Source organism: Chelatococcus composti (assembly GCF_014201415.1).
GTDB classification, from domain to species: domain Bacteria; phylum Pseudomonadota; class Alphaproteobacteria; order Rhizobiales; family Beijerinckiaceae; genus Chelatococcus_A; species Chelatococcus_A composti.
Genome location: NZ_JACHEH010000015.1, coordinates 1 through 10,958, shown reverse-complemented (window position 1 = coordinate 10,958; position 10,958 = coordinate 1). Strand labels below are relative to the sequence as shown.

Genomic DNA, 10,958 nt, shown 5'->3' with positions numbered 1-10,958 from the left:
CCGCTCATCAGCCTGCCCGCTGCGGCAAGCTGATCCGGCACAGTTCGGAAGGCACGGCGATCGCATAAGCTACACCACCTCTCGGGACATCATCCTCTTGATCCAGATGGGCATCGTCTGCGCGTTTGCACGCCCGACGAATAAGTGCCGAGCAGGTTTAGCGGATGCGACGGCAGCAACGTTCAGCGCCAATGATCGACCGTCAAAGGGGAGTGCCGACCTCACTCGGGTCGCGCATTCCCCTCGCATCCTTGATTCAGACGTTCCAGGCTGGACCGGCGATTGATCCATGGCAAAACCGCCGACCTTGCGCCGACCGGCTTCGGCCAGCAGGTGCGCGAAGCCATGGACCAACGGCGCGAGCACCATATCGAACAGGCCAACGCTACCCGCAGCAGGGACGGCCGTATCTTCTACCGGCGCAATCTTCTCGCCACCCTGCGCGAGCGCGAGGTTATGGGCGTCGTGCAGGGCGGTTCGGTATCGTGGCAGTTGGGAAAGCAAAGGGGATTGGGTCGATAAACTTCAGAGAATTTCTCGGCGGCGCGTTGAGATTTTTGTTCGGAATTGCGTTTCCGATCTTCGAAAGCAACTCCGTAAACAGAGTGTCCCACTTTGCCTCGTCTAAATCGACAAGACCAAATGCGCACAGCATACTCGCGCCGTCCTCATCCGTCTTGTGCAGAAGTTTTGACCGGCCCATCCAGCGGCGATTCGAAATAGACGATCATGCGCAGATGGCGATGCTCGTCCACGATCAGCGTCTCGTGGGCAAAATCCCGGCGGGAACCGTCCGGGCTCAGGACCGCTCCGATGCCTCTGGCGTAGCTGTCCATGTCAGGTTCCTCGAACCCGCGTCGAAAAACGGGCGACAGCTTCTTCAATTCGTCAATCAGCGCGAGCATCGCGGGATCGTCAGGTGCCGTGGCAAGGTCCGCGCGGAACTGCGCGAGAAGTCTGAGCGCATCGTCCTGCCATGCCGGCAGGCGATAGCGCATATCAGGATCGGCGAAGACCATCCGCATGACATTGCGATCCGCCTGCTCGCGACCGGAGAAGGCGAACAGATCGTCGGCCGCTGCATTCCACGCGATGACATCCCAGCGCAGGTTGAGCACATAGGCGGGACGAGCCGCGAGATCGTCCAGCATCTGTTGGATCAGGGGGCTCACGGATGGCCACTGATAGGCTTCCGGCGGAGGCGGACGGCGGTGCGCCAGCAGAAAAAGGCGGCTGCATTCCGCGTCGTCCAACCGGAGCGCCTTCGCCACCTTGAGCAGAAAGCTCTCCGAGACCTGAACGTCGCGGCCCTGCTCGAACCACGTATACCAAGTGAGGCCGACCCCAGCGAGTTGGGCCACTTCCTCGCGGCGCAAGCCCGGCGTGCGTCGGCCGCCGGTCGTCGGCAAGCCAACATCGGCCGGCGTGAGCTTCGCCCTGTGCCGGATCAGGAAATCGGAAAGATCGGTTCGCGTGCGTGCGAGGGTTCGGGCGGCCAAGGGGTTACTCTTGGTAACAGGATAATTTCTAACATTGTAACAGTTATCATTCTGCCTCGATTATTCACCTCCGACAAGGAGGCGATGATGAGTTCCCCGCACGAGACTGACACACCCCAAGCCCGGATACTGACGAACGACGCATCGTCGCCTCCGGCGAGGGCCGGCCTTCGTGAATGGCTGGGGCTGGCGCTGCTCTCGCTGCCGACCATCCTGCTCGGGCTCGACCTGACCCTTCTGCACCTGACACTTCCGGCACTGGCGGCGGACTTGCAGCCCACCAGCACGCAGGCGCTATGGATCATGGACGCCTATGGCTTCATGATCGCCGGCTTCCTCATCACCATGGGCACGCTGGGCGACCGCATCGGCCGGCGCAAGCTGCTGATGATCGGCGCGACCGCCTTCGCCATCGCTTCGGTGTTCGCCGCTTTCTCGGCCAGCGCCGTCATGCTGATCGCGGCCCGCGCCATGCTCGGCGTATCGGCAGCGACGCTGATGCCTTCGACGCTCGCCCTCATCAGCAACATCTTCAAGGACCCTCAGCAACGTGCCCTCGGCTTCGGCATTTGGGCCACCATGTTCGGCGTCGGCTATGCGCTGGGGCCTGTCGTCGGCGGCGTCCTGGTGGAGCTGTTCTGGTGGGGGGCGGCATTCCTTATCGCGGTGCCGGTCGTCTTGCTCCTGCTGATCCTTGCGCCCTTTCTTCTCCCCGAATATCGAGCCCCGAACAGTGAGCGGCTGGACCTTTTGAGCGTCGCGCTGTCGCTCGCGGCGATGCTGCCGGTCATCTACGGCATCAAGCAGATCGCAAAATACGGCATCGTGGCGGATGCACTCATCGCCATCGTCCTCGGAATAGCCTTCGCCGTTCTCTTCGTCAGGCGGCAGCGGCGGTTGGCCGATCCGCTGCTCGATTTGACGCTGTTCTTTAACAGGGCCTTTTCGGTGGCTCTGACCGTCCTGCTCGTGGGGCTTGTCGCCGTGGGCGGGGGCATGTTGCTCGTGGCGCAGTATCTCCAGCTCGTGGTTGGTTACTCGCCCTTCGGTGCAGGCCTCTTGATGGGGCTTGCGGCGCTGGCGATGATCATTGGCGGCGTCACCGCGCCGCTGATCGCCCGCCATATCAGGCCCGGTTATGTCGTCGCCGCCTCGCTCGTTCTGTCCGCTATCGGCTATGTCCTTCTGGCGATCATCGGGAACGATGCGCCATCCGGGGTGGCGCTGGCGGTCTCGGGACTCGCGCTCGCCTATCTCGGTAACGGCACAATCGCCGCACTCGGCACCGACCTCGTTGTCGGCTCGGCACCGCCAGAGAAGGCGGGTTCGGCCTCGGCCATGACCGAAACCGTGCAGGACCTCGGCATCTCGCTCGGCATCGCCGTGCTCGGCAGCGTCAGCGCCGCCGTCTATCGCCACATGATTGCTCTCAGCACCCCGGAAAGCCTGAGCCAGCCGACCCGCGAGGCCGTCAGCGACAGCTTGTGGGCGGCGCTGGCTGCGCAGGCGGAATTGCCGGCGGGACTGATCGAGGAAGCGCGGGCCGCATTCACGACGGGCTTGAACGGCGCATCCGCTCTTAGTGCCGTCAGCGTGGCCGTTCTTGCGATCCTCGCGGCAGTGGCATTACGCCATGTCGGAAGGCTCGGGCAGCCGGAGGATTGAGCGCGATGCGGCGGCGATTGCCTAAGACTTCCGAGAATATCCCGCTGTCGGGATGCGCTAACGCTGGGTTATCGCTAACGAGAGGTGCCACTATGTCAAAGCTAGTTCACTTCGAGATCACCGGTCGCGACAGCGCCGCGCTTGCCAGCTTCTATGCCCGGCAGTTCGGCTACTCGGACGACCCGTCCCCGTTCGTTCCCGACTACCACCTCCTGAAAGCCGATGACGGTGGCGTGTCGGGTGCGGTCATGCCACGAACCAACAAGGATCAGACGGTGATCCTTTGGTTTGAAGTCGCCGATCTCGACGCCAGCTTGGACGCGATCGTGGCGGCCGGCGGGGCCGTGGCCGGCGAGCGCAACGAAATTCCCGGAGAAGGCCATGTCCAGTATGCAGCCGACCCCGAGGGCAATATCATCGGATTGAAGCAGCCGCTCCTATAGCCATGATACCCCCTTGCCGGGGTGGGCGCCCCGCGTTGCCGAACCGACAGGGCCTAAGGTCTTCAACAAAGGATATGAAAGTGGTTCTGCATGAGTGAGGTCCGGATCATACCCTACGATGAGACCTATCGTGACGATGTCCTCGCCATCACCATCGCGGCATGGACGCCGGTGTTTGAGAAAACGGCATCTGAAGTTCCCCGCTTTGTCTATGACTGCTTCTACCCCTCGGGCTGGAAAGCCAGGCAGGAGCAAGAGGTTCGATCGCTGCTCCAAAGCGAGCCGGACAACATCTGGCTGGCTCTGGCTGCGGACAAGCCGGCAGGGTTCGTCGGCATCAGGCTCCATCCCGAGGACATGATGGGGGAGATATATATCCTTGCAGTATCACCGCCGTTGCAGCGGCAGGGTATCGGGCGCCGCCTCATGGTTCATGCCGAAAACCTCATTCGCGCTTCGGGAATGAAAATGGTCATGGTCGAGACCATCGCAGATTCGGGGCATCAGCCGGCGCGCAGGAAGTACGAGGCATCGGGATATGTGCAATGGCCTGTCGCCAGATATTTTAAGAGCCTTGATTGAAGGTCCAGCAAGAGGGCGGGCGGCAGGCGTTCCATGGCCAGTATGGGGGCAAACGCCCGCATTGCTCCGTAGCTGGCAAGATGTGATGGCGTCTATTCAGCGGGCTTCGAATACTATCTCCATTTGTTCGGCCCAAGGCTGGTCGGCAACGGCAACGAGGTCGTTCAGCGAAAGCGCCGGTGGCGCGCGCCTGATGACGAGGTGTTCGAGCACCTCGGGCGACAGATAGGCGAGCCGCATCATGCGGCTCACGAACCGGTCGGAGACCTTCTCGGCCGCGGCGATGTCCTGGATCGTGGAAGCGGCGCCGGATTCCAGTTGCCGCCGCCAGTTCCAGGCGCGGGCGAGGGCGCGCAGCACATGCGGATCCTGCGTCCGCCCATCCCGCAAAATCACCTCGTCGGGCGGAAGTATCTTCGACCGCCCATTGCGTTTCCGGATGGTCAGCGGGATGACGACCCGAATGGTGTTCGTCGAGTCTGTCATGCGTGGGTCTCCGTCTGGCGGGGGGCCATCATGTCCCGCAGGACCGAGCCCAGCCCCTCATGGCGCAAATCGACGGCGATGCCGTCTTCGCCGACGGTCACCCGCTCGACCAGAAGCTGGACGATGCGGGTCTGCTCCGCCGGATAGAGCGCCGCCCAGAGCTGGTCGAATTCGCCGAGCGCCTGGACGACCGCCTTCTCATCGACCGTCGGGCTCTCTTCGCGAAGGGCCATTATGGTCCGCGCTGCGATTTCGGGCGCGCGGATCATACGGCGGATTTCGCCGACGACGGCCTCCTCGACCATGCCGGCGGGCAAGCGCAGCGGGCCGCAAGTCTCGCCGGTGGGGCGATTTCGGATCAGGTCCATCGACGCGTAGTAGCGGTAGAGGCGCGTGCCCTTCTTCGTCGCCGTCGGCGTCATCGCTGTGCCCGTCTCGGTGAAGATGATCCCTTTCAGCAGGGCCGGCGTCTGGCGGCGGGTGTTCTTCGCCCGCAGGCGCGGGCTCTCCTGCAGGATGCTGTGAACCTTGTCCCAGAGGGCCTGATCGATGATGGCCTCGTGCTCGCCGGGATAGGCCGTGCCCTTGTGCACGGCTTCCCCGCGGTAGACCCGGTTGTTGATCAGTTTGTAGAGGAAGCCCTTGTCGATCGGCTTGCCGCGCTTGTTCAGAACGCCCTCGGCCGCGAGCGCTTTCGCCAGCGTCGTGGCGGAGCCGATGGCGACGAAGCGCTCGAAGATCATCCGGACCGTCGCGGCTTCCGCTTCGTTGACCACGAGCTTGCGGTCGCGCACGTCGTAGCCCAGCGGGACGTGACCGCCCATCCACATGCCGCGCTTGCGGGATGCCGCGACCTTGTCGCGGATGCGCTCGCCGATCACCTCCCGCTCGAACTGTGCGAAGCTGAGAAGGATGTTCAGGGTCAGGCGACCCATCGAGGTCGTGGTGTTGAACGACTGCGTGACCGAAACGAAGGTCACCTGATTGCGGTCGAAGATCTCGACCAGCTTGGCGAAATCCATCAGCGAGCGCGACAGCCGGTCGATCTTGTAGACCACGATCACATCGATCAGACCGGCCTCGACGTCCTGAATGAGGCGCTTCAGGCCGGGGCGCTCCAGCGTGCCACCGGAGAAGCCGCCGTCATCGTAGCGTTCGCGAATGGTGGCCCAGCCTTCCGCCTTCTGGCTCGTCACGAAGGCCTCGCAAGCCTCGCGCTGGGCGTCGAGGCTGTTGAACTCCATATCGAGCCCTTCCTCGCTTGACTTGCGGGTATAGATGGCGCAGCGCAGGCGGCGGATGGGACGAGTATCGATATCCATCATACCTGCTCCTGTTTGCGTTCTCGCAGCCCGAAGAAGCGATAACCGTTCCATTGTGTGCCGGTGATTGCCTTGGCTGCTGCCGACAGCGATTTGAACTTGCGCCCCTGCCAATCGAAGCCGTCCTTCATCACGGTGACCGTGTGTTCGACGCCGTCCCATTCGCGGACCAGTCGGGTGCCGATAAGAGGATTGCGTGGATCGGTGATGATCGCCCTGCGGTCCGACTTGCCGTCGATCTCGTCGGCCAGCAGGTCCAGCATCTTGCGGGTCTCGCGCGAAAGTCCGCCAAGGCTCAGTTCCTGGATGCGCCAGGCCAGCCGTATCTCGAGATAGCCGCGGCTGTTGTTCGGCGCCGGAGTGGCGAATAGCGCCTCCCACTCGATGATGTCCCGGGGCGTGGTGTAGCAGGATAGCGTCGGTCACCAGTGTTTTTCCGGTAGGGTCGGGTTGTTCAAGCTCAACCTGATGGAAAGTCCACCGATGACCGACGATATGATGAACCTGCGCTCGCTCGTTGAGAAGAGTGCTGACGCCGATTTGCTGCGCGAGATGATCGGCTTTGCCGCCGAGAAGCTGATGGAATTGGAGGTCGGCGCGAAGACGGGTGCTGCCTATGGCGAGAAGAATGCGCTCCGGCTGGCCCAGCGCAACGGCTACCGCGACAGAGACTGGACGACGCGTTGTCTCCGCCTTCATTGCCACGGCCTTTGCTCAGGACACGCCGGAGGCCGCAAGCGCCCAGTGGAGAGCTGCCTCGTCGGTGCGTTGCTGCTCGAGCAAAATGATGAGTGGGCGGTCCAGCGATCCAGATACCTGTCCCTTGAGACAATCGCCGCAATGAGCGATGATCCGCTCATCAGCCTGCCCGCTGCGGCAAGCTGATCCGGCACAGTTCGGAAGGCACGGCGATCGCATAAGCTACACCACCTCTCGGGACATCATCGCCGATGCAGCTAGGCGCGTGAGAGAGGAGAACCGACTGCTGGGGCGTCCGCTGCCCAAACGAGCCGTCGGCAGTACCCTGCTGCTGAAGGGACTGGAAGCGGAGGTGGCCGTGGTGCTGAACACGAAGAACATGAATGTGCAAAACCTTTACGTCGCTATGACACGAGGCTCGATGAAGTTAGTGGTGTGCAGCTCCGATCCTATAGTTGGGTGAAGTTTAGAGGCTGGAGGGCGAGAGCGGGCATGGTATTTTTCATGGTGCTTGACGCTTTGCGTATTGGTAACGCATTGATCTATAAGCGATAGAAGTTCCCATTGATGTTCGAGCGGGCTCAGCCGCGCTGGGCGCGATCCGCAAGCACGACCCGTGCTCACACCCGGGGGCGGCGAAGCAGGAAGACGACGGCGAATCATTCGCGGAAAAGATGACGTGGCTGGTGGCGCTGTGGCGCGAGCAGCCTGGACGTTGTCGCGTCACGGGGCAGCAACCTGAACGGCTGGCGGGATTAGGGACGAGGTGCGACAGCGGTACAGCGCCTAGTTCTTCCCCCTTTTTTCGCCAAGCTTCGCTAAGCGACAGATGCATTTTGCTTTCCTGTTTCCCATCTTACGCGCGTAAGTGCTTGATTTGCTTGGGCATAGGGCGTTGGCGACGAACCTATCATCAATCCCGCGTGTGCGGGGGATGAGCCGCGTGGCGGAGGCGGTCGAGCCGGCACTGGTAGGTGGCCACGCGATCTTGGCCGGCCAGCGCAAAGATGAAGGACGCTAGTTCGCTATAGGCTACCCGGTATCGCCTGCGTCGTGCCGTCCTTCCGCTTCCATCTCGGCGATCGAACGGCGTGGCCGCAACATCGTCCAGCCGCGCTGATAGCGGTCCTCAAGCTCGAACCAGATGGCGGTCGTGTCGCGCTCGTGGAAGCCGATCTCCCTCAGTCTCCTCCTGACGGCCTCGAGCAGATCGAGCAGCTGCTGGTGTCGTCCGTGCTTGAGATTGTAGGTGAGAGCCACGTCGAGGGCCGCCCGCGCCAGATCCTCATAGGAGGGCATCCGTTCATTGCGCTTGCGTGCGCGGTACGCGCGCTGCCGCAGCCGTTGCTTCTCACGCCGGACCTCTGCGCTTTCTCGTACCATGTCTCTCCCCAAAGGCGCGTACGGCAATGATGCACGGCGGAGGCGCAAGAATGCAGCGCGTCGGGCACCATCCGTGCGGTGATCGTGTTTGATGCGACGTGCGTGATCACGGGAGGGTATTCCGGCGCTGCGAACCGGAGGTCTCGGACGCCCGGCGACTGAAGAGCCTCGAGGGCAAGGGTCGCAGGCTGAAGGAGCTGCTGGCGGACTTCATGCTGGACGTCGGATTGCCCAGGCCCAGAAGCAGCGATGTGAACACCTTGACGCGCAGCCCAGACCTGGGTACGCGCATACACAGGTCCATGCGTGAGAAAGCCCCGTTTTTTTGGAATTTCAGCAATGACTTAGCGGGCTTTGGGGGTTCGGATCCCTCCTCCAATTCATTTGTCCGCCCTTCAATCGAGGCCGGACTCTAACTCCAGGTGGAGGAAAAGCTCAGTGGCAGGTCAAAGCAGGTCGAGGCCAGGACCGGCCTGAACATACCAGCAATCAAGGAGGAAAAGACGCTTCAGATGACACAAAGGCCGTCTGATCATGACGGCCCGGAACCACACCCGAAACTACACGACGTTGACGGGCGCTACCGAAGAACCGGCAGCAGGCCACTCATCTTCTGCCCCCTGAACAACGACGTTCATAATCCTTGCCTCCGCCTTCTCGACTTCGAAAGCAAGATACGATAGTCCGAACCCGCATCCTTTCCAGATCGGGGAACAACATGGGAGACGGAAAGTCCGCAGACAGGTAAGCCGCAGCAACGCTTTTTCGTTGTTGCGGCGTTCTGTAGCGCGAATCCGTTCCGATTGCCGACGAACGAACGCCGCTTTGCTTCCATTCAAGCGGATGTTTCGTCATGACCCCACGACCTGCGTGGCCTTACACGCTGCCGGTAGCCTTGTTGCTAATGGCACCCTTCGACATCCTCGCCTCTCTGGCGATGGACATCTTCCTTCCTGTCGTTCCGGCGATGCCCAGCATCCTGAACACAACCCCATCCATGATTCAGCTCGCGCTCAGTCTCTACATGGTGGCGCTTGGCGTGGGGCAAGTGGTGTTCGGCCCGATCTCGGACCGTATCGGGCGACGACCTGTCCTGCTTGCAGGCGGCGCACTGTTTGCCGTTGGGTCCCTTGGCGCGGCCTGGTCCTCGACAGCTGAAGTGTTTCTCTACTTCCGCCTCGTCCAGGGGACGGGAGCGTCGGCAGCGCTGGTTGCAACCTTCGCGACGGTACGGGACGTTTATGCCAGCCGCCCGGAGAACGCCGTCATCTACGCATGGTTCAGTTCAATGCTGGCGTTCGTTCCGGCCATCGGACCAGTGGCGGGAGCCATCATCGCAGAGGCGTTAGGGTGGCAGGCAATCTTCCTGACGCTCGCCGCACTGGCGGTTCTCGTCGTCGGGCACGCTTTGTTCCGGTGGCATGAAACGCGCCCGGTCATCGAGGCCGAGAGAAGGCCTTCGGTTCTGCCGATTCTCATGAGCGTCTCGTTCTGGGTCTACACGGCGGGCTTCGGAACGGGCATGGGGGCGTTCTTCGTCTTCTTCTCGACGGCTCCGCGCGTGCTTATCGGACGAGCGGGCTACTCGGAGTTCGGGTTCAGCCTGGCCTTCGCGACAGTCGCGCTGGTCATGATCGCGACCACCAGGTTCGCCCAGGCTTTTGTAGGCCGGTGGGGCGTTGCGGGCTGCGTTGCGCGCGGGATGGGTCTGCTCATCTGCGGAGCAGCGCTCCTCGGGATCGGAGAAGTCTACGGATCCGCGTCGTTCTTCACCTTCATCATACCTATGTGGGTGATGGCTGTTGGCATCGTTTTTACTGTGTCTGTCACGGCCAACGGGGCGCTTGCAGGTTTCGACGAGATCGCGGGATCTGCAGTCGCCCTCTATTTCTGCATCCAGAGCCTGATCGTCAGCTCCGTCGGTACGCTGGCGGTGACGCTGTTGGACGGTGACACCGCCTGGCCATTGGTCTGTTACGCAACGGCGATGGCCCTGCTGGTGTCGAGCGGGCTGTGGCGGCTTCGCTCCTGGGCGCTGAGGCAGGGGGCTTTACCGCAGGCTGACAGCCAGTAGTGGAGAAACAAAAGCTTTGCCGGCTTCAACTCCACGTATTACCGCGCCCCGGCTCGCACGGGGCGCAGAGCTGGAGAAGGGAAGGCGCCACGCATTGCACTCTCGAGGCTCCGGGGGCCACGAGTGGTGACCCCGAAGCCACATGCGTTCAGAACGTCAGACCACATGCCTGGCGGATGGCGACCTGAACCGGCGAAGGCGGCAGGGTCGGATCGAACTCGCCTTTCGGCAGGAGCGGCGGTTGCGCCATGAAGCGTGGCTGCTGCCCCCGGTGAGGCTGTGCGGCATGGACCAGAAACGGGTGGCACAGATAGACCGTGCCCGCCGGGCCCGTCGCCAGTTCCACCTCACAGTTTGCGGTGGAGGCATAGCCATCGGCCGAGAGCTGCCTGAGCGTTGCGCCCGCCTCGCCGTAGGGGAGCAGTTCCCGTGCGATCTGGGCATGGGAGCCTTTCCGGATTCTCGTCGGCGCGTCGTCTGGGCCGACATCCGAGAACAGGAACAGCATCAACAAGGCGCGGCCGCTGCTCTTCACATTGACCCGCCATTCCATGAAATCCGGATGGTCGGTTCCGAAGCTCACATCCACATGCCAGCCATCGTCACCGGGCGGTTCCGGCGAGGGAAAGCGGATCGGAAAGGTTCCGAGGCCCTGGGGGGCCAGCCAGCGGCCCTCCCCGACGAGCTGGTCGTAGGCCGCGTGAAGCTGCGTAACCGTCTGGTGAGGACCGCGGTTATGGCGGCGTGATCAGTTATCGGGTTTCGGCGGGGCTTTGTTGATCAATCGCGCCTTGGCTGGGTTTCG

General features: G+C 62.4%; 10 protein-coding genes and 4 pseudogenes. 8 read left to right on the top strand and 6 right to left on the bottom strand.

The genetic code is table 11. The features are described 5' to 3' along the window. Both HNQ73_RS17840 and HNQ73_RS17580 read left to right on the top strand, forming a co-directional pair. Positions 1-286, top strand: a 286-nt coding sequence (locus tag HNQ73_RS17840) for a hypothetical protein (RefSeq protein ID WP_210305399.1), incomplete at its 5' end; no start/stop codon positions are given. Next, positions 271-522 (top strand): annotated as a pseudogene (locus HNQ73_RS17580) (DUF3363 domain-containing protein); the annotation flags it as partial. The gene HNQ73_RS17840 and the pseudogene HNQ73_RS17580, both read left to right, overlap by 16 nt. A 146-nt stretch (positions 523-668) precedes the next feature. Here HNQ73_RS17580 and HNQ73_RS17575 read toward each other — a convergent pair. Continuing rightward, positions 669-1,499 carry a helix-turn-helix transcriptional regulator gene (locus tag HNQ73_RS17575; RefSeq protein WP_183336708.1) on the bottom strand — a complete coding sequence of 277 codons (831 nt, stop codon included), beginning with the start codon at positions 1,497-1,499 and terminating at the stop codon, positions 669-671. Between HNQ73_RS17575 and HNQ73_RS17570 the strand changes: the two genes are divergently transcribed. The 3 genes from HNQ73_RS17570 (at position 1,440) to HNQ73_RS17560 (ending at position 4,189) form a co-directional block, all read left to right on the top strand. Further along, the gene (locus HNQ73_RS17570) at positions 1,440-3,164 is read left to right on the top strand and encodes an MFS transporter (protein ID WP_244650297.1); all 1,725 of its coding nucleotides are present in this window, start codon (positions 1,440-1,442) and stop codon (positions 3,162-3,164) included. The genes HNQ73_RS17575 and HNQ73_RS17570 overlap by 60 nt on opposite strands. A 92-nt stretch (positions 3,165-3,256) precedes the next feature. After that, positions 3,257-3,607 carry a VOC family protein gene (locus tag HNQ73_RS17565; protein ID WP_183336706.1) on the top strand — a complete coding sequence of 117 codons (351 nt, stop codon included), beginning with the start codon at positions 3,257-3,259 and terminating at the stop codon, positions 3,605-3,607. Positions 3,608-3,697: 90 nt separating this feature from the next. After that, the gene (locus HNQ73_RS17560) at positions 3,698-4,189 is read left to right on the top strand and encodes a GNAT family N-acetyltransferase (protein ID WP_183336704.1); all 492 of its coding nucleotides are present in this window, start codon (positions 3,698-3,700) and stop codon (positions 4,187-4,189) included. Between the two features lie 96 nt (positions 4,190-4,285). Here HNQ73_RS17560 and HNQ73_RS17555 read toward each other — a convergent pair whose 3' ends face one another. The 3 genes from HNQ73_RS17555 to HNQ73_RS17545 form a co-directional block, all read right to left on the bottom strand. Beyond that, positions 4,286-4,549: a hypothetical protein gene (locus HNQ73_RS17555; RefSeq protein ID WP_246719516.1), complete on the bottom strand. Its 264-nt coding sequence runs from the start codon at positions 4,547-4,549 to the stop codon at positions 4,286-4,288. A gap of 122 nt (positions 4,550-4,671) precedes the next feature. Beyond that, positions 4,672-5,997 (bottom strand): recombinase family protein, encoded by a 1,326-nt coding sequence (locus HNQ73_RS17550; protein ID WP_183336712.1) that lies wholly within the window; start codon positions 5,995-5,997, stop codon positions 4,672-4,674. Then, a complete protein-coding gene (locus tag HNQ73_RS17545) occupies positions 5,997-6,323 on the bottom strand; it encodes a DUF2924 domain-containing protein (protein ID WP_244650299.1) in 327 nt (108 codons plus the stop codon). The genes HNQ73_RS17550 and HNQ73_RS17545 overlap by 1 nt, the downstream gene beginning before the upstream one ends. Positions 6,324-6,480: 157 nt before the next feature. On the opposite strand from HNQ73_RS17545, the pseudogene HNQ73_RS17540 reads away from it, so the two are divergent. Both HNQ73_RS17540 and HNQ73_RS18255 read left to right on the top strand, forming a co-directional pair. Beyond that, positions 6,481-6,681, top strand: a pseudogene (locus HNQ73_RS17540) (transposase); the annotation flags it as partial. 72 nt (positions 6,682-6,753) lie between these two features. Next, positions 6,754-6,882: pseudogene (locus HNQ73_RS18255) on the top strand (IS256 family transposase); the annotation flags it as partial. 846 nt (positions 6,883-7,728) lie between these two features. On the opposite strand, the gene HNQ73_RS17535 reads toward HNQ73_RS18255, so the two are convergent. Next, positions 7,729-8,079, bottom strand: a complete 351-nt coding sequence (locus HNQ73_RS17535; RefSeq protein ID WP_183336700.1) for a hypothetical protein — start codon at positions 8,077-8,079, stop codon at positions 7,729-7,731. Between the two features lie 853 nt (positions 8,080-8,932). Between HNQ73_RS17535 and cml the strand changes: the two genes are divergently transcribed. After that, entirely contained in the window at positions 8,933-10,153 is a 1,221-nt protein-coding gene (cml, locus tag HNQ73_RS17530; RefSeq protein ID WP_183336698.1) for a CmlA/FloR family chloramphenicol efflux MFS transporter, read from the top strand. Between the two features lie 148 nt (positions 10,154-10,301). On the opposite strand, the pseudogene HNQ73_RS17525 reads toward cml, so the two are convergent. Continuing rightward, positions 10,302-10,862, bottom strand: a pseudogene (locus HNQ73_RS17525) (phytanoyl-CoA dioxygenase family protein); the annotation flags it as partial. Positions 10,863-10,958 lie beyond the last annotated feature (96 nt).

Coding starts and splice junctions, on each gene's coding strand:
- HNQ73_RS17565 (WP_183336706.1), top strand. CDS start 3,257: ATGTCAAAGCTAGTTCACTTCGAGATCACCGGTCGCGACAGCGCCGCG.
- HNQ73_RS17560 (WP_183336704.1), top strand. CDS start 3,698: ATGAGTGAGGTCCGGATCATACCCTACGATGAGACCTATCGTGACGAT.
- HNQ73_RS17550 (WP_183336712.1), bottom strand. CDS start 5,997: ATGGATATCGATACTCGTCCCATCCGCCGCCTGCGCTGCGCCATCTAT.
- HNQ73_RS17535 (WP_183336700.1), bottom strand. CDS start 8,079: ATGGTACGAGAAAGCGCAGAGGTCCGGCGTGAGAAGCAACGGCTGCGG.
- cml (WP_183336698.1), top strand. CDS start 8,933: ATGACCCCACGACCTGCGTGGCCTTACACGCTGCCGGTAGCCTTGTTG.